The organism is Paraburkholderia sp. BL18I3N2 (genome assembly GCF_003001875.1).
Classification (GTDB): Bacteria; Pseudomonadota; Gammaproteobacteria; order Burkholderiales; family Burkholderiaceae; genus Paraburkholderia; species Paraburkholderia phytofirmans.
On sequence record NZ_PVNC01000003.1, the window covers coordinates 42,055 to 64,532 of the forward strand.

Consider the following 22,478-nt stretch of genomic DNA (forward strand, 5'->3'; position numbering starts at 1 on the left):
GCGGCTATTAGCAGCGCACTTAAGGTGTCGGTGCCGACCTCGTTAAACAGACGTAACTCGCTTGATCCACAATAGGAGACGCTATGAGGACTTTTGACGTGACCAAGGCCGCCGTCGTCGCGGTAATGGCATTCGCGGCCGCAGCGCCGGCGTTCGCACAAAGCAGCGTCACGCTGTACGGCATCGTCGATGATTCGATCGTTTATCAGAGCAGCCAGACCTCGCTCGGTTCGACGAGCGGTGGTCGCTCGAACGTCAAGATGGCATCGGGCATCTGGGCGGGCAGCCGCTTCGGCCTGAAGGGCGCGGAAGATTTGGGTGGCGGCACCAGGGCCATCTTCCAGTTAGAGTCGGGCTTCAACATCAACAACGGCGCGCAGCAATACGCCAACGCGATGTTCGGCCGTCAAGCCTGGATCGGTCTGACGAACCAGACCTTCGGTACGCTGACATTGGGTCGCCAGTACACGTCTTACTACACACTGATGGCGCCGTACAGCCCGACCAACTGGCTCACGGGCTACTTCGGCGCGCATCCGGGTGATCTGGACGCATTGGACACGATCTACCGCGCGAACAACTCGATCGTCTATACGTCTCCAAAGCTCTACGGCGTGACGGTCAGCGGCTCGTACTCGCTCGCAGGCGTGCCGGACAGCGTGTATCGCGGTTCGACATGGTCGGCGGCGATCCAGTATCAGCAAGGCCCGATCGGCGGTACGGTTGCGTTCTCACGCATCAACAACTCGACCGTCGGCGGCGGCATCTACGGTGCGGATTCGACGATGAATACGGCCGGCCAGTCGGGCGTGTCGGCGGTGACGAACGGCTATCAGGGCGCGCAGGCGCAGAATCGCTTCGCGGTCGGCCTCGGCTATGTATTCAATAGCGCGTGGGATCTCTCGGCGACGTACACAAACGTTCAGTACATCCCGGGTGTGCTGTCGAAGTTCACCGACGAGCAGGTTTTCAACACCGCCGGCACCGTGCTGCACTGGAAGCCCGCGACGGCATGGGACTTTGCTGCAGGCTACAGTTACACGTGGGCGAGCAAGGCGAACGGAATCGACGACGCAGCGTCGTACCACCAGTTCAACCTGTCCCAGTACTACGCGTTGTCCAAACGTACCGGGTTCTACGCGCTTCAAGCGTTCCAGCGCGCGAACGGCCGGACGCTCGGCACGCCGACCTTCACGGCGGCAGGCGCGACGAACCGTCAGATCGATGCAACCGCATCAATCGGCGACGGCTTCCAGTCGGCTCCCTCGTCCTCGCGCAGCATGTTTGCAGCAGGCGTGGGTATCGTCCACCGCTTCTAGCATCACCAAAGTTTTATCCTTATTCCGGCTACGATCGCCAACACTTTCAATGCACATTGGATCCGTACATGACCTCATATTCCAGCTATCTGCCTGACGATCTCGACGGCGCCCTGCTCGTTGGCCGCGTGTGGCGTCAAACGAAACACGGCGCGGGACCGTGCGTCGTTGCGGTTCGCGGCGGCGAAGTATTCGATATCTCTCGCATCGCATCAACCGTGTCCGATCTTTTCGATCGCCAGGATTTGGTCGAACTCGTCAGGCAGGCTTCCGGCGAATCTCTGGGTCATGTCGGCAATCTGATCGAAGCCACCGTCGCGGCACAACGGAAAGAGGATGAACCCTACCTCCTGGCTCCCTGCGATCTGCAACCCATCAAAGCCTGTGGCGTGACGTTCGCCGTGAGCCTCCTTGAACGCGTCATTGAAGAGCAGGCAGGCGGCGAGCCTGCGAAGGCTGAGGAAGTGCGCGCTGCGATCACGCGTCTGATCGGCACCGATCTGTCGAAGATCAAGCCCGGCTCAGAAGCTGCCGTCAAGCTCAAGGAAGAACTGCAGCGACGCGGTGCATGGTCGCAGTACATGGAAGTCGGAATCGGCCCCGATGCAGAGGTATTTTCGAAGTCGCAGCCTATGTCCTCAGTCGGACTCGGTGCCGATATCGGCTTGCTGCCTGCTTCAAAGTGGAACAACCCTGAGCCGGAGATCGTCCTCGCAGTCAACAGTAAAGGCGAGGTGGTGGGCGCCACACTGGGTAACGACGTCAATCTGCGCGACATCGAAGGCCGCTCCGCGTTGCTGCTGGGCAAGTGCAAGGACAACAACGGCTCATGCGCGATCGGTCCGTTTGTCCGCCTGTTCGACGGACGGTTCACGCTGGACACGATCCGGGAAACAAGTGTTTCGTTGCGCGTCGAAGGTACCGACGACGGCTTCGTGCTCGAAGGCGTCAGCCATATGCGGGAGATCAGCCGTGACCCTCTTGATCTGGTGAGTCAGACCTGGGGCAAGCACCATCAATATCCCGATGGCTTCATGTTGTTCCTCGGCACGATGTTCTCTCCGATCAAGGATCGAGATGCGCCGGGTGGCGGCTTTACGCATCACCTCGGCGACGGCGTGACGATCAGCGCCCCTCCGCTTGGCGCACTCGTCAACACCGTGCGGCTGTCGACCGAAATCGCTCCGTGGACATTCGGCGTGCGTGCGCTGTACGCCAACCTCGCCGGGCGCTCGCTGCTGAACCTCGGTTGATCAAGCAAGTATTAATCATTGACGGATTTACGATGACACAATTCAAGAATTTCATTGGCGGCGAATGGGTCGATGGCAACGACTTCGCTCCTAATGTGAACCCTTCGGACACGAGCGACGTGATCGGCCATTTCGCACGGGCCAGCGCAGATCAGACAGAGAAAGCAATCGCGTCTGCGCGCTCAGCCTTTCGCACATGGTCGCTCAGCACCCCACAACAGCGCTTTGACCTGCTCGACCAGGTCGGCAGCACCATCCTTGCGCGCAAAAACGAACTCGGTAAGCTGCTGGCACGCGAGGAAGGGAAAACGCTCGCCGAAGCAGTCGGCGAAGTGGGACGCGCCGGACAGATTTTCAAATTTTTCGCGGGCGAGGCATTGCGGGTCGGCGGCGAGATTTTGCCGTCCGTTCGCCCGGGACTGACGGTCGAAGTCACACGCGAACCGGTGGGTGTCATCGGTCTGATTACGCCGTGGAACTTCCCGATCGCTATTCCTGCATGGAAGATCGCGCCCGCGCTCGCCTATGGAAACTGCGTGGTCATCAAGCCGGCGGAACTCGTGCCGGGCAGCGCATGGGAACTTGTCAACATCCTCGATGAAGCAGGCGCTCCGGCGGGCGTCATCAATCTCGTCATGGGCAATGGTTCGATCGTCGGAGAAACACTCGTCAAGTCAGCCGACGTGGATGCCATCAGCTTCACCGGCTCGGTTGGGACCGGCCAGGCGATCGCAGCGAAATGCGTCGCCACCGGGAAGAAGTTCCAGCTCGAGATGGGTGGCAAGAACCCAATGGTCGTGCTCGACGACGCGGATCTCGACGTCGCCGTCGAAGCGTGCATCAACGGTGCGTTCTACTCCACCGGCCAGCGCTGTACAGCATCTAGCCGCCTGATCGTGACGAGCGGCATCCACGACCGCTTTGTCGAGGCCATGCAGGCGCGCATGCGCAGTCTCAAGATTGGTAACGCGCTGGATGCGTCGACGCAGATCGGTCCCGTTGTCGATGCCAAACAGCTAGAACAGGACGAGCGTTATATCGAAGTCGCACTCACCGAAGGTGGTTCGGTGTTTGGCGGGGGTCGTGTTCCTTCGGCAACCGAAGGATTTTTCCTCGCACCCGCTCTCGTGACCAACACGACCCCGGGGATGACGATCAACAGGGAGGAGGTGTTCGGTCCTGTCGCTACCGTCATCAAGGTCGCGGATTACGAGGAAGCGCTTGCCGTAGCCAACGATTCGCCATTCGGCCTTTCCGCTGGCATCTGCACCATGTCGCTGGCTCATGCGAGTCATTTCAAGCGTCACGTACAGGCCGGTATGGTAATGATCAATACGGCGACCGCGGGCGTCGATTATCACGTTCCGTTCGGCGGCCGCAAAGGTTCGAGCCTGGGTCCCCGTGAACAGGGCACCTATGCGCGCGAGTTCTATACGACCGTGAAAACCGCTTACGTCGCTCCTGGGAACGTTTGAGCAAGCGATGAAAGAGCGGGCGAGAACTGGCAGCCTCGTAAGAAGTGCTGGAGCCCTGCCTGCACTTAACACGACTGCACGGCAGACGTGAACGGTACCCGGCGACCCGTCAGCCGGTTACTCGACAGTTGACATGCGTAAACAAACAGTTCCATCGAGAAAACATTCGACGGCTGCAGGTTACCGAGAAAGGCCGTTTATAGCCGAACACGGTCCGGTGCTGAATGGATGAACGAGCCGGCGGTGCTCAGCCGGCGTCCGGCCGCCTGTCGCAAGGCACTGACGGAAATGGCCGGTCTGAGATACCACCGGACGTGAACAACGCATGCGTCATCAGTCTCGCGCACCGTGCGCCGTAGCATCGTGCCGAAGCAAATCAGGTGGCAGAAGATGATTTGCGTTTCCGATTACTACGCGCGACGGCGGGCCACGTCGAGAGCGCCTGCTCGGCAACAGCCTCTAGCATGTCACGACCGAAGCCGGCCTTCGCCTGAACCGCCATGCCGTGGGCCACGGCGCACACGTACGCGGCCAGAGCGGCACAGTTGGCTGTCTTTGGCAAATCCCCTTCCTGCTGCGCCCGTTCGAGCCGCTCGCGCAGCGACGCTTCTCCGTTTGCGCGCGCCTTGATGACCGCACGGCGGACGGGCTCTGAATCGTCCGAGACCGCGAGAGCACCATGGACGCCGAGACACCCCTTGCGATCCGGATAACGGGTGTTGAGTTCGGCCGTGCCTTTGAGAATGTACTCGGCCACTTCTCGCGAAGTCGGCCGCTCCAGTGCCGTCGAGAAAAAATCCAGGTAGTGCTCGTAATAACGCTCAAGCGCTCGACGGAACAAGTCCTCCTTGTTGCCAAACGCCGAGTAAAGCGCTGGACGCTCGACACCCGTGGCCTGCGTCAGGTCCGCGTACGACGCGCCCTCGTAGCCCTTGCTCCAGAACACGCCCACTGCCGCGTCCAGCGCCTGATCCACATCGAATTCGCGGTGACGTCCCATAACTCAGCTTGCCTCGCTTTTCTCGTAACGGTCGTGATCAATCAACGACCTTTTCCGAATATCATACCGATCGTTATCGTAACATACGTTACAGTTCACCGCCTTCTTCGCGAGGCCCCGACACATTGAAGAATCTCATCAACGAAATGGGCTCGTCCTCACGTGCAGCCACTGCTGTCGAGGCTGCTGCGGCGGCCGACTTCGTTGTCGTGGCCGTCCCGCTCAAGCTCGTCAATGACATGCCTGTGGAAGCACTCGCGGGCAAGATCGTGCTGAACACGGACAACTACATGATCTGGCATGACGGTCACTACCCGATCGTTCACTCCGGCGAAAAGTCCGTGCGCCAGCTTCGCCAGACGAAACTTGCCGCCTCCAAGGTGTTGAAGGCTTTCACACACATCCATGCTGCCAGGAGTATCAGCCTGGACGCACTCCCTGGTTCCCCGGCCGTCTTGCGCTTCTGCTTTGAGCGACTTTCCTGAAGCCATTGCACTAGAGACGCGAGTATGTGACCAGTTCCGCCTCGACACCGTCGACAACAGTTCGCTGATCGACTCCTGGCACAGTGCCCCCGGTCAGCCCGCATGGAAGCAGGAACGCCAGACGCGCTCAGAACTCGCGGCCGATCTTGCGATGGCGCGACGGCTCATCCCAACCTGACATCAATCGACGTTTCGACGACGGACCGCTTGACAGCCTCACGTCCAATAACGTAACGTTCGTTATCGTAATGAATGTTATGAAATACTTCCGATGTTGGAGGGCGTGGGCATCCAGTCACCCTGTCTGGCTTTTAACCCGCTGGCCAAGGCACCAATGTGATCTTTCAACGTGCTGGATCCTGTACTGCCGAAAGCGCTCGTCGGTACGTGAGGATCAGCCAGAAGAAGATCAAAGCCTTTAATAAACACGAAACCCAAGGAAAAGAAATGACCGAGAAATTTGGTGCGAAGACGACCACCGATGAACTGCTCTCCGGAGTCGATCTCAAGGCAAAGCGCTTTCTTGTCACAGGTGCATCATCGGGCATCGGGCTCGAAACCTCACGCTCACTGGTTGCTCACGGTGCCAGCGTCGTCGGTGCCGTCCGGGACCTTGCCAAAGCTGAACGGGCGCTTGCTTCTGTCCGTGACGCCGCGCTGCAAGCCGGCGGTAGCCTGGAGCTGATCGAACTTGATCTTGCATCGTTGCAGAGCGTGCGCGCCTGTGCCGACAAGCTGCTGGCTGACGGCCGCCCCTTCCGTGCCATCATCGCCAACGCGGGCATCATGGCAACGCCATTTGGTCGGACGGCCGATGGCTTTGAGCTTCAGTTCGGGACCAATCATCTTGGCCATTTTGCTTTGGTTAACCGGATCGATCCGCTGCTCGTCGATAACGGGCGCCTGGTCGTATTGTCGTCACAAGCGCATCGCGTCGCAGACGTCGACCTGGACGATCCGAACTTCGAGCATCAGGCCTATGACCCGTTTGTCGCCTACGGCCGGTCAAAGACAGCCAACGCTCTATTCGCAGTCGAATTCGATCGACGACATCGCAGTCGCGGCGTTCGGGCTGCGTCGGTGATGCCTGGAAACAGTCTCACTGACCTCCCGCGTCATTTCTCTCAGGAAGATTTGCAGGGTCTATTCGAGACCGTCGGCAAAGCGCGCGCCGCTGCAGGTCTGCCCCCGCCCGAGCTGAAAGAAATTCCTCAAGCAGCGGCGACATCGGTGTGGGCCGCAGTCGTGGCGGACAAAGCCGAGATCGGCGGACGCTATCTCGAAGACTGCTCGGTCGCACCGATCAACGACAAGGAGAACCCGTTTGCCGACGGCGCGCGATCGTATTTGTTCGACGTTGAGAAGGCCGGCCTTTTATGGGCGAAGAGCGAGCAGTTGATCAACGCCGCGTCCTGAGATGATCAAGGGCATGACCTCGGGTCGTCCCGCGCTTCTTGATTGTGCCAGCCGTTTCTGAGCTAAAGAGACAACCACGCTCGCCAAGACGGCGCTGTCATAAAAAGCCGCCACAAGCTGCTGCCGAGTCGACCCGTCGACGTCTTTTTCACAGATACCGGTCCCGGACGCGAACTCGTCGCTCAGGTAATCGAGCGCGTAGTCGATGAACTCATGCGGGGAGAAATGTCGGCGCGGCAACAGTAGCCGCCCCACAGTGCCAATGGGTCGCTCGACGAGCGCCGTGACATGGATCCACGCCTGGACGATGCCAACGTCATAGCGGGTCTCGTCGAAACCGGAACCGACGGATCCCTCGGCGAGCGTCAGGCCGATCGCGTTCGACAACCGTGTTTCGGCCGCCGTTGCCACGACACGAGCAACACCTCCGCCCGTCAGTCCATCAGCCGAAAGCCACTGTAACTCCTGTGAAGCGCGGAAACGCTATGGTGTATAGCGCGCTTCACGCCTTATGGTCGCGGAGAAATCTAAAGAACTCCACACCTTCCTGCAGGCGCCGTTTCATCATCTCCCAACTCACCAGCATTTCGCGGACGATTTCCCAGATTTTTGTCGGTCTGAAATAAAACCGCTTGTAAAACTCCTCGACGCCAAGAAAAATCTCTTCGCGCGACAGATGCGGATAGCCGATAGTCGATTGCTGGGTGCCCGCGGAATTGACAAGCATGATGTGCTTGCTTTCTTCCAGCCATCCATTCTCGACCGCTTGCTTATGGAGGACCGTCCCCGGATACGGCGCAGCGAGCGATACCTGGATCGTGTGTGGATTGATTTCTTTCGCATACTGGATCGTCTTCTGTATCGTTTCGTGCGTTTCCCCTGGAAGCCCAAGAATGAACGTGCCGTGGATCTTGATGCCGAGCTTGCGGCAATCCTCACTGAAGCGGCGCGCCATATCAGTGCGCAGCCCCTTTTTTACATTGACGAGAATCTGGTCGTCGCCCGATTCGTAGCCGACGAGCAAAAGCCGTAAGCCGTTTTCCTTCATCACCTTGAGGGTTGAATACGGGACGTTCGCTTTCGCGTTGCATGACCACGTCACGCCTAGCTTGCCAAGGCCACGAGCGATCTCTTCAGCCCTCGGCCTGAGATCGGTGAAGGTGTCGTCGTCGAACATGATCTCCTTCACTTCGGGCATGTTGTCCCTGATCCATTTCACCTCTTCAAGGACATTCTCGACCGAGCGGGTGCGATATCGATGTCCCCCCACCGTATGCGGCCAGAGGCAGAACGTGCACCGCGATTTACAGCCCCGGCCCGTGTAGAGCGAAACATACGGATGTTTGAGGTAGCCGCTGAAGTAGTTCTCGGTCTTGAGATCACGCTTGTAAATGGGCGCTACGAACGGCAACTGATCCATGTCTTCGAGAATGGGCCGGGCTTCGTTGTGCATGATTCCACCGTCGGGCAAACGATAGCTCAGCCCAAGAATCGACTCGAAGGGCAGTCCCTGTGCGATGTCGCGACAGGTGAAGTCGAACTCTTCACGGCACACGAAGTCGATCGAATCGCTCGCAGTAAGGGAGCCGTGGGGATCGACAGCTACCTTTGCCCCGATCATCCCGACCAGCACGCTAGAATTGCGACGTTTTAAACGTTCCGCGAATTGTGCATCGCTCTGAAACGACGGCGAGCTCGTATGGATGATGACCAGGTCGTATTCCTGAGCAATGTCCAGCGTCGCATCCACGGACAAGCGGTCTGCGGGAGCATCCACGACACGGCTATCTTCGACGAGGGCGGCAGGCTGGACAAGCCATGTCGGATACCAGAATGATCGAATCTCGCGCCGTGTCTGGAAACGCGAGCCCGCTCCACCATCGAAGCCGTCGAACGAAGGTGCCTGAAGAAACAGCGTTTTCATAAGTGCCCTCAAAGATAACAGTTCGCTTGCAGGGATCATTCGCCCGCAGGGAATCGCCAGGTTCTGACGATGTTCTCGAATTGATTCAGGCCTAAAAACTGTGCTGGTCAGTGGACCGTCGGCATGGACGCCCTCCGATCGGAATTCGGGATCGTAGTGAGGCCGCTCAAGAATACTACGACTCACGAGTTACGAATTGCAATCGTGTGGGGCATTTTTTGCGCCAACCTTCGCGCCCGATGAAACGAGATCGCTTTTACGCGCCGGAAAGTTCGACCGCGCACGCCGATTGGCCCATACTGGCAGCGAGTCAGGGCATCCAATGAAGCAGCAGCGATGGCCAGAGGCACTCTCGACGCGGAGGCGCGTGTTCACACGCTCAGTGTTCGAAAGCGGGAGGCGATGGATGACACAGAGTCGACACGATGTGGGCGGTGTTCCCGTTGGAAAAGGCGAATACATCAGCCCAGCCGAATTTTTATTGATGGCAGGCTTTCTTGCATATCGCGCTCCGCTGGCGTCGCCCGATGCGCGGGCGGCGGCCCGCCGCATATTGGTTGCCGTTCTCGAGGCCGCGGCCGCTCGTGGGTTCGCTGAATCAGATGTTCTCGAAGCGATGATGACGAATGCCGAAAAGTCTTCGCGCATGTGGAAGCTGGCAGAGCAAGCGACGGCTGCTGTCGGCAATACGGCCACGTACCTGCAAGTGATTCGCAGCGCTGGTGTCATCATCGAAGATGACATGTGAACGCTGCCGGTAACGGACGTTCTGCAGCGCGACGTTCGAAAGGTCGTTCCGTGTCGCATCGCTAGTGGCTGTTCCCCGCACCCATGAAGGGCATTGGAAGCCTACGAGCTTCGAGATCGTTCCGAGGCGCGGCAGCGGCCGGCCGTGGCCGGAGAGGCGTACAGTTCGCATCCGTCATGGAACCTCATTACCGCGGTTCTCCTCCTACGCGTTCAGCGCCACGTAGCGATGGCATTCGTCATCCCCGTCGACTGGAGGAACGTCTTCGGAGACGCGCCCGTTCTAGCCTGCTTCATGGCTGAGAAATGGCCCCGCTAGTCTGCGGTGTACAAGCAACAGTAAAGGCGTCGAGACCATCGACAGGGCGACGACCAGTGTGACAAGTGACGATTGGCGCTGATCGATGACATGTGCCGCCATTGAGGCCGCCATCACCACGAACGCGAATTCGCCCCCTTGTGATAGCAGAATGGCGAAATATCCGCGTTGCTGAATTGGCACCTTGAAACTGTCCGCCAGAAACCACTGCGCGATCGTCTTGATGCCGACTAGCGCTACGACGAGTACCGCGACACGAAGGGGCTCGCGCATCAACACGCCGAAATCGATCGACATGCCTACCGCAATGAAAAACAAACCGAGCAGCAAACCTTTGAACGGAGCCATGTCGGCTTCGATCCGGTGACGATAGTCCGAGTCCGCGAGAAGCAGGCCCGCGACAAAGGCGCCCAAAGACATCGACAGATGGACGCTCTGCATGAGCAACGCGATACCGGTGATCCAGAGCAACGCGAACGCGGTGAAAATCTCCGGTACTCCGATGCTTGTGATTACGCGCAGCACGACGTGCAGCAGATAGCGGCCGGCAAGCGCCACCGCACCAAGCATCGCAAGTGCTTTCAAGGCTACAAGCCAGCCTGGTTCCGCCGTGGGTGTGATCACCGGTGGTCCTAGCAACGGCAGCAGCGCAATCAGGGGGATAGCTGCCATGTCCTGAAACAGGAGAATGCCGAATCCGGCACGGCCGGTAGGCATGTCCATCAGCTTCCGTTCCTGAAGTTCGGACATAACCATTGCCGTCGACGACAGTGAAAGCGCAAGGCCGCCCGTCAACGCGATGCGCCACGGTAACCCAAGCCCAAGGAAAACTACCGACAGGATCGTAGCGCAGACCGCCATTTGCAACGTGCCGTAGCCGAAAATGGTCCGACGCATCGCCCACAGTTCGTCGATCCGCATTTCAAGTCCGATCACAAACATCATCAGCACGATGCCCAACTCGGAAAAATGCAGGATGGCGTCGACGTCGGTAACCAGCTTCAATACCCATGGCCCGATGAATATGCCTGCTACCAGATAACCGAGCACGGCGCCGAAGCCAAGGCGTACTGACAGGGGAACGGCAATCAGCGCCGAAACGAGAAAGATCACCACGTCTATCAGCAACTTGGTCATCCTGCCTCCCTGAAACAGACCGAAACTTGTCGATGCGGCGTGCAAAACAGCCGATCATGCACCCTGCGCCACGAGAGAAGACTGCTCGTCCGCCCGACCGTGACTCTCGTTGCTGGCGCTTCCGCCCTCGGGTGGCTCTTACAGATGAGGTCGCTCATCAGCACGCATCGAGGCGGCAACACATCCGCCTGGCGCCCCATTCGCCTGTCATACCTGCTCGAAATCCGATCGAGCAGTGCGGGATCGCGGGCGTTGGTCGAATCGAACCGCACGACAACGCTGCCATCGGCTTGCTGCCGCACGCTAGTGTGCACTCCAGTCAGAGGCGGCACGGTGCCCAACACGCAAACAGGCAGGCGCCCCATCAACGCGACGCTTGCGCACGGGCCCGTTCTGCTTCTCACCGTCTCCCTACTGCGGCATGTGGCTGGCGCCAGGCGTCACGCTGATCGCGACGATGTTGCCTGCGCCCTGGTGACATCCGGCTAACCGGTTCTACCCTAACGTATCGGGGAACAAGGCGACGGCGCCAGATCGGTGGACGCTGAGCAGGGCGTCTCACATACCCCTCAATGACGCGGGAGGTACGTCAAAAACCAGTCTACGCACTGACTGCCACGCAAGGTATTGGACCTTGGTCTCATACGTCGGGCCCGACTGGCTGACCTATCCTTCATTTGGAAATGGCTGTGCGGCACACTCAGGATCGCGACTCCTTCGCTTCAACCATCCGACAAATGCAATCCGACCATCCTATTCCCGAAGGTGGACAGGCCGCGGTGCCGGCGCGGCGATGGTTGCGTTGGCTGCCCGGCCTGATGATGCTTCAGACGTATCGGCTCAACTGGCTACCTAACGATCTTGCAGCGGGACTGGTGCTCACCACGATGCTGGTACCCGTCGGTATCGCGTATGCCGAGGCGTCTGGCGTACCCGGCGTTTACGGACTCTATGCGACGATCGTTCCGTTGCTGGCCTATGCCGTATTCGGCCCCAGCCGGATTCTGGTTCTCGGTCCCGACTCCGCGCTGGCCGCGCCGATTCTTGCCGTCGTCATCGCTACCGCCGGCAGCGACCCGTCGCGCGCGATAGCGACGGCCAGCATGATGGCCATCGTCTCCGGCCTGTTCTGTATCGTAATGGGGCTCCTGCGGCTGGGCTTCATCACGGAACTGCTCTCCAAGCCCATCCGATACGGCTATATGAATGGCATTGCGCTGACTGTCCTGATTAGCCAGCTACCCAAACTCTTTGCCATTTCGTTTGACGATCGCGGACCGCTGCGCGATCTGCTGGCGCTCGGTGCCGCCATCGCCGCCGGCAAAACCAACTGGTACAGCTTCGCAGTCGGTGCGGGAAGCCTGGTGCTGATCCTGTTGCTGAAGCGCTTCGACAAGGTGCCGGGCATCCTGATCGCCGTCGTTCTCGCGACGCTGAGCGTCATCGTGTTCCACCTGGACAGCGTCGGCGTCAAGGTGCTTGGCAAGATCCCGCAAGGTCTTCCGTCATTCGCGCTGCCGTGGATCGGCGATGCCGATCCCGTCAAGATTCTGCTTGGCGGCTGTGCGGTCGCGCTGATTTCATTTGCGGATACGAGCGTACTGTCGCGAACCTTCGCTGCGCGTTTTCATACGCGCGTGGACCCCAACCAGGAGATGGTCGGTCTGGGCGCGGCCAATCTGGCGGCTGGCTTCTTTCAGGGCTTTCCGATCAGCAGCAGTTCTTCGCGGACACCGGTGGCCGAAGCAGCGGGCGCCAGAACACAGGTGACGGGCGTAGTCGGCGCGGTGGCGGTAGCGATTCTGCTCATCGCTGCACCCAATCTGATGCGCTATTTGCCCAATAGCGCACTCGCCGCCGTCGTCATTGCCGCCGCCCTCGGCCTGTTCGAATTTGCCGACCTCGGACGCATCTATCGAATCCAGCAATGGGAGTTCTGGCTGTCCGTTGTCTGCTTCGCAGGCGTCGCCGTCTTCGGTGCGATTCCCGGGATCTGCATCGCAATCGTTATCGCGATCATAGAGTTTCTGTGGGACGGATGGCGGCCTCATTACGCCATTCTCGGGCGTGTCGAAGATCTGCGCGGCTACCATGACATCAAGCGCCATCCAGATGCCAAGCGAATTCCGGGGCTGCTGCTATTTCGCTGGGATGCGCCGTTGTTCTTTGCAAACGCCGAGCTTTTTCAGGAATGCCTGCTGGAAGCCGTCGATACGTCTCCAACGCCCGTGCGCACGATCGTCGTGGCTGCGGAACCTGTGACCAGTATCGACGTGACTTCGGCAGACATGCTTAGAGAACTGATGCGAACACTTGGCGAGCGCGAAATTGCGTTGCACTTCGCCGAAATGAAAGATCCGGTGCGTGACAAGCTTAGACGTTTCGAAATGTCCGATGTCATCGGCGATGAGCGATTTCATCCTACCGTGGGCAGTGCCGTCGATGACTACATCGAGCGGCACCCAGCACGGTAACCCATCCGCTATGAATCCGTCACGCGCGCGTCCCAGCACGAACCGGTTGGGACGGGCAGGCGCATTCATTCCTTCGCATGCTTCGTGATCGAGCGAGACCGGTACCTTCTAAAAACTAACCGCCAGGCCAAATGACACGCCATGTACGTTGTGTCCGAACACGTAACGAACGAGCGCACGCGTGCGCGTAATGACGATCGGATATTTGCTGCTGCCGAGCTCCAGGCCGACGCCCAACGACGTGAGGTCGTTTAAACCCAGCACACCCGCGCTATCGCCAAAGTAGTGCGAGTAAGCGAGCTCGAGCAAGCAGCGGACAGGTATCCGTAGTTACATGCCCCATCACAGGTTCCTGTCAGGATCGCCGAAGCGCTTTGCGCCTGGCTTCATCCACCCTCGCCTCCCGCTGCTCAAAAAACAGAAGCATCAAACACGCGTAGGCGGTCACCGCCAGAAAGAGCCCCATGCGCACGGCAAAAGCGGTATACACATCTTTACCCGCGACGGTGTCCTGCACCGACTGCCCGAGCAGAATGATCATCGTCACGAGACTGTTAAGCCAGAAGCCCGGCGAGTAACGTGTCGGACTGCCGCCATCCAGCTTGCGTCCCACCAGCAGGCCAACCAGCATCATCCACAGGAAGAACATCCACAGATGCACGAAGAGGCGGAGCGCGAACCAGGTGGCGGTAGCGAGCACCCCGCCGAGCAGCGTCGAGCCGATAAGATCGCGTGCCGCAGTGCGAGCCGTCGTCGTGCAAGACTGTCTGCCGAGGCTGACCGACTTCATAATGATCGGCATGTAGCTCGCCGGATCAGTCATCGCGAGCAGGTATGCAGGCATGACCACGAGCACGGCGCGCAGCGCGATGGCCGAGGCCTGGCCTTCTGGCAGGACTCGCGCGGCGGGTTGCGCCCGCGCACTCGCATGCTCCGGAAACAACCTGTGAGCGAGAGCCGACACCAGCACGGCAAGCAAAAGCCCTCTCGCCAGTGCACCGACGACTGTCGCCGCCAGTTGCAAGTCGGCCGTACCTGCTGCGGAGATCATCGTGAGTCCCGCTGCGAGAAAGGTCGCGACAAGATTGTTTCCGCCGCGCAGTCCGTAACGAAAGGCAAGGAAAAGCATGAGACCCGTCAGCAAGACACCGGCGAACGCGTAATGACGCAACAACGGAACGAGCAGCAGGCCACTACCCGAGGTCAGCAGAACGACCAGCGCGAGCGCCACGCCTGCCTTCAATGGCAGCGGCTGGTGCCGCGCGGCGAGCAGATACACGGCGAACACGGGCGCAATGACGGGTATCGGAAAATCGAGTCCGAAGCTGAGTGCGAGTGCTAGCGCCGTCCCTGTCGCAAGGCGCAGAGCGCGAAAACCGGGACACTGGAGCGCGCGCGGCATGGGCGTTCTCAATAGAGGTATGAAACCCAGCTCATCACGCGCAGAAACAGTCGTCCCAGCGGATTGAGCGGATTGCCTTGACTCGCGAACGCCATCACCTCGGCCTGTCCCCCGACACGCATGTCGTGCAAGCGCGAGCGCTCGCCTTGATCGAATTCAACGATCACCGGAAAGCGTTGTGCGGGGCGCAGCCAGTCGCGGCTGTTTTGCACGGTGGGCAGGGTGCCGGGTGGCGTGCTCTGGCCCACGCTTACGCCGTAACCGATGCTGCGCACGCGTCCCTCGAAGACTTCTCCGGGCAGCGCGTCCAATGCGATAGCTACCCGGGTGCCGGGTTTGAGGTGACCCAGATTGTTTTCCGTCATGTCGGCACTGATCCAGACATCGCGGATCGCGATCAACGTCATCACGGGGCTGCCCGCCGCCGCGAACTGGCCGACTTCCGTGCGCAGATCGGTGACGACCCCGCCCGAGCGGGCCTTGATCTGCGCGTTGGCGAGATCGAGTTCCGCCTTTTCCAGCGAGGCGGCGGCGCCGCGCAATTGCGCGTTCTCCGCTTCGCTGCCGCCTTGTTGCTGGCGAGCCCGCTCGACTTCGGCACGCGCGGCGGCAACCTGGCTCTGCGCCTGTTCGTGTGTCGCCCGCGCGACTTCCAGACGTCGAAGCGACACGGTGCCCTCGTCTTCGCGATACAGCCGTTCCAACCGCTCACTGTCCTGGCGCGCCTTGACTTCGTTTGCGACGGCGGCGCGTAACGCCGCGACCGCGGAATCGATGCCGGCCGTGCTGGCGCCGACCTGACGGCGCGTTGATTCGAGATCGGCGCGCGCGCGATCCGCGGCAATACGGTAGGGCTCGCTATCGACTTCGAACAGCATCTGCCCCGCATCGACCTCCTGATTGTTGTGCACGATCACGCGCGTCACTCGCCCCGACACTTCAGCGGCTACGGGTATGACGTACGCCTGAACACGCGCCTGCTGGGTATAAGGCGTGAAGCGGTCGGCAAGCAGATACCAGGTCAGGCTCACGACAATCAGGCACACAACCCATTTCACCGCCCCGCGCGACGGATCGGAGGCGGAGACAGATGCGGGCGCGGATGGTGTCGGCGGCGCGCCGGCCTGGGGATCAGATGTATCGCTCATCGTGAAGCACCTTCCGTCTGACTGCGCGAAACGGACGCCGAATCCGCCTCGTTCAGCAGATCGCCCCAGTCTGTGCGTTGCCGCATCTGCGCGCGGGTCGCCGCGTCGATCGGCGGCTGTTCCGTGTCCCACCCTCCGCCGAGCGCCTTGTACACCGCGACCAGACTGCCGACCGCATTGCTGCGATTGACGACATAGGCGTCCTGCTGTGCGAAGAGCGCGCGCTGCGCATCGAGCACCCGCTGGAAGTCCGAATAACCTTCGCGATAGATCGTGTTGGCGAGCGTGAGCGATCGACGCGCCGCGCCTTGCGCGTCGTTCAGAATCGCGTCCCGCTGCAGGCTGGCGATGAGCGCCGTGGCGGCGTCGTCGGCCTCGCGCGCCGCTTCGCGCACGGTGTTCTGGTACGCGACCGTCAACTGTTGCAGCCGGGCGTCCTGTACCCGCACGTTATTGATGATTCGGCCGTGATCGAACAGGTTCCATGTGATGCTCGGTCCGGCGACGAGAGCTAGCGTATTCGGCGATCCCGTGAGCGAACTGGCGCTCCACACGAGCGAGCCCAGTAGCGACACGGACGGATAAAGGTCCGCTTTCGCCACGCCGATCTGCGCCGACTGCGCTGCCATCTGATACTCGGCAGCGCGAACGTCGGGACGCCGCAGCAGAAGATCGGCCGGCACGTCCTGCAGAACGGCACGATTCACAAGCGGAACCACGCCCACCTTCCCCGACTGGGCATCGAGTTCCGGAAGCGGTCCAGGCGGCCGTCCCAGCAACACGGACAATGCGTGATGCGCGAGCACGATCTGGCTTTGCAGCTCCGGGATGCTGCTCTGTGTGCCCAGATACTGCGTCTTTGCCTGCTGGAAATCGAGTTCGTCGGTCTCGCCGCTCTTGAAGAGCTTTTGCGCGATATCGTAGCTGCGCTTCTGCAACTGCGCGTTCTCGCGGGCGATACGCAGCCGCGCCTCTGCGGTGCGCATCGTGAAATAGGTATCGGCGACCTGCGCGTGTAGCAGGACCAGCGCAGCGTCGCGGTTGGCCTGCGCGGCGAAGAACGCGGCATCGGCGGATTCGATGGCGCGGCTGAAACGCCCCCAGAAATCGAGCTCCCAACCGATGCTGAGGCCTGCACCGTACTGCCAGTAACCGCCCGAGCGCGTATTGAATCCGTCAGAACGCTTGCGAGCCGCGTACAACACATCCGCGTTCGCCTGCTGCACCTGCGGATAGCGGCCCGCGAGCGCGATGCCGAGTTGCGCGCGCGCCTCCAGGACCCGCAAACCGGCAATCTTCAGATCGCCGTTGTTCGCATCGGCGTCGGCGATCAGCCGTTCGAGATTCGCGTCGCCGAATATTCGCCACCATTGGCGAATATCAGGCTGCGTTCCGCGCGCCACGACCTGCTCGATCGACGCACTGCTCCAGTGTGCGCTCCACGCTTCACGCTGCGGCTGAAAATCCGGACCGACCTGCATGCAGCCGTTGAGGCAAACCGCCCCCAGCAGCACTGCGACACAACCTAGACGCGTCAACGAGGACACAGCGTCATCCTTGCAGCGCTAGGGCTGCTCCCGTGCCCCGATGTTCTCCGTGGCCGGCTGGTCTTTTACCCAGCGCCAGAAGAGCTGATAGCCGACCGCGAGCATCACGGGCCCGATGAACAGCCCGATCACGCCGCCCGTGACCATCCCGCCCAGCGCGCCGATCAGCACGACGGGCATCGGCACGGCCACGCCGCGGCCCAGCAACAAGGGTTTGAGCACGTTGTCCGCGAGGCCGGCCACGAAAATGTAAATCGAGAAGATGATCGTTGCCGTGCTGACGCCCTCTGTGACGATCACAAACGCGATCACGGGAACGGTAAGCAACGTGGCGGGCAGTTGCATGATGCCGATCAGCAGTACGGCAAGTGCGAGCAGACCTGCGCCGGGTACGCCCATCACAACGAAGCCGATACCGATCAGCAGCATCTGGATGAACGCGATGCCGACCACGCCCTGCGCCACGGCGCGAATCGTCGACGTGCAAAGATCTGCGATCTGCGGTCCGTTTTCCGGGCCTGAGATGCGCGATGCAATCTGAACCGCGCTGTAGTACCCCTTCTCGCCGTGGGCCATCAGGATGCCCGCGACAATCAGCGCAATGAAAAAGACCAGCAGCCCGGCGCCGAGCCCGGTCAATGTCGTCAGCACAACGAGTGCGGCATCCTTGAGTTGCGGCGCGAATTTTTGTGCAAGACCCGCGAGATCCGTCGACGCCTGCTGCCAGAAATCGTAGATACGCTGTCCAACTAGTGGCCAGTTGGACACAGACTCGGCAGGAGGGGGAATCCGCAAGCTACCGTTTCTGACAATCGCCATCATATTTTCGATTGAATCTGCCACGGCAGCGCCCAGCATGAATGTCGGTACAAGAATGACGGCGAACGCGACGAAAATGATCAGCGTGGCGATGAGGCCATCCTTGCCGTCAAGACTGCGCCGAAGCCGGACCTGAAGTGGATAGAGCGTAGTCGCGAGAATCACGGCCCACACCATCAGGTTGAGAAACGGGACAAAAATCCGGAAACAAAAGATGGCCAGAACCGCAACGAGCCCGGCACGGATCAGCACATCCAGCAACGCTTTGGACATTACCCGCTCTGTAATCGGTGTGAGCAGCATAGATTCTTCTTCCGCCATGTCGCTTCGCGAGTCAGGACCGGCCAGGCGATCAGCCAGTTCGTCGCCCAGCGCGCTCCGGACGTAGGGAACGCTCCCGTGCATACAGTTTCCACCGGCCTCGCATGCGAATATTTCTCAACCTGTCTTTGTTGCTCACTACGAAGTTCCTGACTTCCCGGCCGCGAGGCCCAACGGGTGCAAAGCGGTCCCCGTCCGATGTGACTGCAGTATCGGACCTGCGCTCGCAACATTCAATTGGACCTTGGTCGCATATCCATGCGTGATCGCTTTACTCCGTCGGTCAGCTTTCTCCGATTCCAACGCCAAGATCCCAGAAAATCGCCTAAAGGACTGGTTAGTCAGAATTTTTCTGGCACATAACGCATTGGTCGGTTGGGTTCTCTATAGCCGTGGGGCGCTTGCCGATCGGGCAGTTTCACTTTCTCCCGCGGCATGGTCTGGTACGGAATGCTGGCGAGCAGGTGTGTGATCAGGTTAAGACGCGCGCGCTTCTTGTCGTCCGATCGCACGACGTACCAAGGAGCTTCCTCCGTGTCCGTAGCAGCAAACATTTCGTCGCGGGCGCGGGAGTACTCATACCATCGACTATAAGAGCGCAGATCCATCGGCGACAGCTTCCAGATTTTGCGCTCGTCGTTGATGCGAGCCTGGAGCCGGCGCGTCTGCTCGTCCTCGCTCACCTCAAGCCAGTACTTAAGAAGAATGATGCCTGAGCCGATGATCGCGCGCTCGATGAGCGGGACAGCGCGAAGAAAGTTGCTTACCTGATCTTCCGTACAAAACCCCATGACGCGCTCGACACCTGCCCGGTTGTACCAACTCCGATCAAAGAGCACGATCTCACCGGCCGCGGGCAGATGCGGCATATAGCGCTGGATGTACATCTGCGTCTTTTCTCGGTCTGTCGGTGCTGTCAGTGCGATCACCCGGAAGACGCGAGGGCTCACGCGCTCAGTGATGGCCTTGATCGTACCGCCCTTGCCGGCGCCATCGCGTCCTTCAAATACCACGCAGATCTTGGCGCCCGTCTTAACCGCCCATTCCTGGAGCCTGACCAACTCGATGTGCAACGACCTGAGTTCCTCTTCGTACCGGTTGTTTTTCATCCGGGCAAGCGCTCCGCCCGCAATGGCCGAGCCTTGTGCAATTTTCTCCTTGCTGCTTTTCTCATGCCGTTTCCTGGACATCGCCTGTCTCCCCTGTTCGCCTTGCAAAGCGCGGGTTGCCTGGACTCGGTTCAGGTCTCATCTCGTGTGGGAACAACCTGAACTACCAGCGTGCGTCCTTTCCAGAACATGTTGTGTACACGCGACTGCAGAGCTCGCAGCACGTGTGCCTCGACGCCTTCGAAGCCGAGTACGACAGCAGGACGCTCGCCTGTGCCTTCGACGCGCTTGATCGTATCGAACGCCGGAAACCCATAACGACAGAGGAACTCCCTGAGCTCGTCGTCCGTCGTGTCGGCTTCCACATTGCCCATCCAGAGTTCAGCCATAACGGCGTTCTCCTCGAAGAAAGTCCCAGATCCCGCCCAGCACCACCTTCTCTCGCCCTGATGCAGCCCATGTACCGATGCCTGCAGCGAGAGTCACATCCACGCGTACGAACCCTTGTGAACACCTCTTCGCTGTCAGTTTATGCACAGACCCGGGAAAGTAATATTGGACCTTGGTCGCATATCGATTCTTCGACGCCCCGGCTGCGCGGATCGGAGGTTCCACAGCACGCGTCCCCGACGAGTCGACTCGGCACACGGGGCCCGTTGTCCGAAATTTCTACGTCCCGTCAGCCTTGTTGCTCGTGTTGGAGAGCAAGGGATCGCGGTCATCGAAAGCGTTTATCCTGCCCCGACCACGGGAGTATCTGGTTCGCCCGAACGTGAAAAAGGGCGCGGCGCACCCAATCGCATCGTCCGGCAGTCCGGCAGATTCGGCATCGTCCTCGCCGTGAATATGGAAAGGCTGGTGGCAAAGGCGCGGCGCTTTAACGTGGTTATCGAGTTCGTGCAGCAAGTCGGTGATTTTGTCGCGCTGGACGAACCCTTGTTCTATTTGTACGGCAACGTTGACGCAATCGATGAGAGCAGACTGCGCTCACTGGTCGCTTTCGGAACGGAACGCACGATGGAGCAGGACCCTATGTCCGCGTTTCGCATCCTCGTCGATATTGCGCTGAAAGCGCTGTCAGCGGCGATCAACGATCCGACCACGGCCGTGCTTGCGATCGACCAGTTGCACCGGCTATTGCGCATGGTTGGCAAACGGTCCCTGCGCGTCGAAAAGATTAGGGATGCGTCAGGGCAGGTGCGCGTGATCTTGCGGACGCCCAATTGGGAAGACTTCGTGCATATCAGTTTTCGCGAGATACGGCAATGCGGCGCTGGCAGCATCCAGATCGCGCGTCGTCTGCGCGCGGCGATCGAGAATCTCATCCAGAGCCTGCCGGAGCATCGTCATGCCGCGTTACGACTCGAACTGATACTGCTCGATCGCGCGGTCGCCTCGAAGCATCCATTTCCCGAGGATCTGGCATTGGCCCGTATCCCCGATTCGCAAGGACTTGGCGGCTCGGCAGCGTCGACAGAGAAACAACTCGCCGTGTCGGGGGTAAACCGTGGATAAACTCATAGTGGGCATCGTTGAGTTCCGCGAGAAAATGCTGCCGCTATACGCGCCCGATCGGCTCCGGCGCCGGAACGCCGGCGGCCGGTCAGCTTACGCTGCGAAAAAGCGGCCTTTCAACTTGGCTTCTGCAAATACAAATTCGCCAACTTCAATTGTGTCGAAATAATTTATGCGATGCCTTTCTCTCGGCGGCCGAATTGCGCAAGCCCCACGGGCGTACAGCTGAAAGCGTACGGCACGGCGGCGCCCGGATCTGGAAGTTACCAGATGCACATTTCCTTCACCGATTCAGGACTGGTCGGACAGACTGCCACAACCCGGACGCTAAACGCGCCTTTGCTGCAACGCCCCGACTATCCAGCGCTCCTCGGACGCCTTGAGATGTGTTCGCATTGCAGCCTGCGCTGCAAGTGGATCGGCTGCCTGTAGCGCCTTGAGAATTTCTTCGTGCTCCCCCACCGCCGCCGACCACGTCTCAGTGCTTTCCGCGTGGCCACGAATCGCCGCGGCGATCGGGTCGTGCCGGCTATCGAACATTTCAGCGACGAACCGGGTAAGTACCGAATTGCCCGCCGTCTCTGCGATCAGCATGTGGAATTGCCGGTCGGCATCGATGGGTGACTTTCCTTCCACTGCCAGTCGTTTCATCCGGTCAACCGTGCGGCGCAATTTGTCGAGCGCGGCGGCCGAAAACTTTCCGGCGGCCAGAACGATGACCGTCCCTTCGATTGCCGCCCTGGCCTGCATCAATTCCGACGGACTTTCTCCAAGGGCGGGAACCACGCTTTCGCCGCCTTCGCCTGGATTTCGGACGTAGACCCCGGAGCCGATACGTATCTCAACCTGGCCGCCGATCTCCAGTGCGATTAACGCCTCACGCAACGAAGGGCGCGATACGCCCAACCTGATCGCGAGTTCCCGCTCCGGTGGCAGACGCGCGCCGGGCGCAAGTTCGCCCTCGCGGATGAGTGCAAGAATCTGCGTGGCAACAGATTGGTAAAGCCGCTTTGATTCTGTCTGCTTCATTTTCCGGGATTTTTCCTGTCACTCGCCCGCATAGCGGGC

Annotated in this window: 19 protein-coding genes and 1 pseudogene; 8 read left to right on the forward strand and 12 right to left on the reverse strand. The window is 60.1% G+C overall.

What is annotated here, in order from left to right; translation table 11 throughout:
- Positions 1–83: 83 nt before the first annotated feature.
- The 3 genes from B0G75_RS09760 to B0G75_RS09770 all read left to right on the forward strand — a co-directional run bounded on the left by B0G75_RS09760 (position 84) and on the right by B0G75_RS09770 (position 4,047).
- A complete protein-coding gene (locus B0G75_RS09760) occupies positions 84–1,319 on the forward strand; it encodes a porin (protein WP_106303867.1) in 1,236 nt (411 codons plus the stop codon).
- Between the two features lie 68 nt (positions 1,320–1,387).
- Positions 1,388–2,572: a fumarylacetoacetate hydrolase family protein gene (locus tag B0G75_RS09765; RefSeq protein WP_106303870.1), complete on the forward strand. Its 1,185-nt coding sequence runs from the start codon at positions 1,388–1,390 to the stop codon at positions 2,570–2,572.
- 32 nt (positions 2,573–2,604) lie between these two features.
- Positions 2,605–4,047: an aldehyde dehydrogenase family protein gene (locus B0G75_RS09770; RefSeq protein ID WP_106303873.1), complete on the forward strand. Its 1,443-nt coding sequence runs from the start codon at positions 2,605–2,607 to the stop codon at positions 4,045–4,047.
- Between the two features lie 376 nt (positions 4,048–4,423).
- On the opposite strand, the gene B0G75_RS09775 is transcribed toward B0G75_RS09770, so the two are convergent.
- Positions 4,424–5,023: a TetR/AcrR family transcriptional regulator gene (locus B0G75_RS09775; protein ID WP_258194318.1), complete on the reverse strand. Its 600-nt coding sequence runs from the start codon at positions 5,021–5,023 to the stop codon at positions 4,424–4,426.
- Positions 5,024–5,055: 32 nt separating this feature from the next.
- On the opposite strand from B0G75_RS09775, the gene B0G75_RS09780 reads away from it, so the two are divergent.
- Both B0G75_RS09780 and B0G75_RS09785 read left to right on the forward strand, forming a co-directional pair.
- Positions 5,056–5,532 carry an NAD(P)-binding domain-containing protein gene (locus B0G75_RS09780; protein WP_258194319.1) on the forward strand — a complete coding sequence of 159 codons (477 nt, stop codon included), beginning with the start codon at positions 5,056–5,058 and terminating at the stop codon, positions 5,530–5,532.
- A gap of 447 nt (positions 5,533–5,979) precedes the next feature.
- A complete protein-coding gene (locus B0G75_RS09785; protein ID WP_106303882.1) occupies positions 5,980–6,948 on the forward strand; it encodes an SDR family NAD(P)-dependent oxidoreductase in 969 nt (322 codons plus the stop codon).
- Here the strand turns inward: B0G75_RS09785 and B0G75_RS09790 are convergent.
- Together B0G75_RS09790 and hpnJ are read right to left on the reverse strand one after the other, a co-directional pair.
- Positions 6,907–7,335, reverse strand: coding sequence for a hypothetical protein (locus tag B0G75_RS09790; protein WP_146142494.1), 429 nt, complete (start codon positions 7,333–7,335; stop codon positions 6,907–6,909). The genes B0G75_RS09785 and B0G75_RS09790 overlap by 42 nt on opposite strands.
- A 115-nt stretch (positions 7,336–7,450) precedes the next feature.
- Positions 7,451–8,872, reverse strand: coding sequence for a hopanoid biosynthesis associated radical SAM protein HpnJ (gene hpnJ / locus B0G75_RS09795; RefSeq protein ID WP_106303890.1), 1,422 nt, complete (start codon positions 8,870–8,872; stop codon positions 7,451–7,453).
- 406 nt (positions 8,873–9,278) lie between these two features.
- Here hpnJ and B0G75_RS09800 point away from each other — a divergent pair, with 406 nt between their 5' ends.
- Positions 9,279–9,620 (forward strand): hypothetical protein, encoded by a 342-nt coding sequence (locus tag B0G75_RS09800; protein ID WP_106303893.1) that lies wholly within the window; start codon positions 9,279–9,281, stop codon positions 9,618–9,620.
- A 282-nt stretch (positions 9,621–9,902) separates the two neighbouring features.
- Here B0G75_RS09800 and B0G75_RS09805 read toward each other — a convergent pair whose 3' ends face one another.
- Complete coding sequence (locus B0G75_RS09805) at positions 9,903–11,075, reverse strand: monovalent cation:proton antiporter-2 (CPA2) family protein (RefSeq protein WP_106303896.1); 1,173 nt, start codon at positions 11,073–11,075, stop codon at positions 9,903–9,905.
- 737 nt (positions 11,076–11,812) lie between these two features.
- Between B0G75_RS09805 and B0G75_RS09815 the strand changes: the two genes are divergently transcribed.
- Positions 11,813–13,549 carry a SulP family inorganic anion transporter gene (locus B0G75_RS09815; RefSeq protein WP_106303899.1) on the forward strand — a complete coding sequence of 579 codons (1,737 nt, stop codon included), beginning with the start codon at positions 11,813–11,815 and terminating at the stop codon, positions 13,547–13,549.
- A 108-nt stretch (positions 13,550–13,657) separates the two neighbouring features.
- On the opposite strand, the pseudogene B0G75_RS41210 reads toward B0G75_RS09815, so the two are convergent.
- From B0G75_RS41210 to B0G75_RS09850, 7 genes and pseudogenes are all read right to left on the reverse strand, one after another.
- Positions 13,658–13,870, reverse strand: a pseudogene (locus tag B0G75_RS41210) (hypothetical protein); the annotation flags it as partial.
- 34 nt (positions 13,871–13,904) lie between these two features.
- Positions 13,905–14,951: a DUF2955 domain-containing protein gene (locus tag B0G75_RS09825; RefSeq protein WP_106303902.1), complete on the reverse strand. Its 1,047-nt coding sequence runs from the start codon at positions 14,949–14,951 to the stop codon at positions 13,905–13,907.
- An 8-nt stretch (positions 14,952–14,959) separates the two neighbouring features.
- On the reverse strand, positions 14,960–16,099 hold the full coding sequence (locus B0G75_RS09830) for an HlyD family secretion protein (protein ID WP_106303905.1): 1,140 nt from the start codon (positions 16,097–16,099) through the stop codon (positions 14,960–14,962).
- The gene (locus B0G75_RS09835) at positions 16,096–17,646 is read right to left on the reverse strand and encodes an efflux transporter outer membrane subunit (RefSeq protein WP_106303908.1); all 1,551 of its coding nucleotides are present in this window, start codon (positions 17,644–17,646) and stop codon (positions 16,096–16,098) included. Before B0G75_RS09835 ends, B0G75_RS09830 begins: the two co-directional genes overlap by 4 nt.
- Positions 17,647–17,664: 18 nt before the next feature.
- Positions 17,665–18,768, reverse strand: coding sequence for an AI-2E family transporter (locus B0G75_RS09840; RefSeq protein ID WP_106305540.1), 1,104 nt, complete (start codon positions 18,766–18,768; stop codon positions 17,665–17,667).
- Between the two features lie 359 nt (positions 18,769–19,127).
- On the reverse strand, positions 19,128–19,895 hold the full coding sequence (ppk2, locus tag B0G75_RS09845) for a polyphosphate kinase 2 (protein WP_374956886.1): 768 nt from the start codon (positions 19,893–19,895) through the stop codon (positions 19,128–19,130).
- Between the two features lie 131 nt (positions 19,896–20,026).
- The gene (locus B0G75_RS09850) at positions 20,027–20,284 is read right to left on the reverse strand and encodes an RNA-binding protein (RefSeq protein ID WP_106303915.1); all 258 of its coding nucleotides are present in this window, start codon (positions 20,282–20,284) and stop codon (positions 20,027–20,029) included.
- A 166-nt stretch (positions 20,285–20,450) separates the two neighbouring features.
- Between B0G75_RS09850 and B0G75_RS09855 the strand changes: the two genes are divergently transcribed.
- A complete protein-coding gene (locus tag B0G75_RS09855) occupies positions 20,451–21,410 on the forward strand; it encodes a DUF2254 domain-containing protein (protein ID WP_258194320.1) in 960 nt (319 codons plus the stop codon).
- Positions 21,411–21,737: 327 nt separating this feature from the next.
- Here the strand turns inward: B0G75_RS09855 and B0G75_RS09860 are convergent, their stop codons facing one another.
- Complete coding sequence (locus B0G75_RS09860; RefSeq protein WP_106303918.1) at positions 21,738–22,439, reverse strand: FadR/GntR family transcriptional regulator; 702 nt, start codon at positions 22,437–22,439, stop codon at positions 21,738–21,740.
- Positions 22,440–22,478 lie beyond the last annotated feature (39 nt).